The following is a 554-nucleotide window of genomic DNA, read 5'->3' as shown; positions in this document are numbered from 1 at the left end:
CCGAACCAAATAATTGCATAGCTCAAAGGAATGAACCATAAAAAACTCCATAATGTGCTGTTTATTGAGCTGAGATGTAGAAGGTCAAATTTAAAGAATAAAAATAAAATAATAGAACATAAAAATAAAACGATATGCTGCGGTAACTTGCTCCATGCCTTAGCCCAGAAGATGCCCAAAGTGAAATAAAACATCTGCGGCAGGAAAGAATGTAAGTACAGGTTACCGAACACACTGCCAGGCGCGAGCTTTAAGATTATGAAAGAGACTAACACACTGAAAGCGGCAACAGCAAAAGAGCAAAGAATCATTTTTTGGAATCCGAAACGTTTATAAAACCAATAAATTGCGGGTAACACCAGGTAAAAGCTAAGCTGAACAGGAATTGTCCAAAGTGAATCGTTAAGGCGACCTGTGCCAATGTGATGGAATATGTCAGGGAAGTATTGAGGGTATAACACAAAATTGCTAAAAAGCCATATCCAGTAATCTTTTGTAGTGAATACTGTTAATGAAAGAGCTCCTAGAACAATTAGCAGTACAGTGGAGGCAAT

1 pseudogene is annotated in these 554 nt (G+C 37.7%); it reads right to left on the bottom strand.

The features are described 5' to 3' along the window. Window positions 1-554: pseudogene (locus ACNFN4_RS22235) on the bottom strand (acyltransferase family protein); the annotation flags it as partial.

The organism is Bacillus sp. N1(2025) (assembly GCF_053470005.1).
Note: the sequence above shows the minus strand (reverse complement) of the source record. Positions and strands in the feature narration are given on the sequence as shown.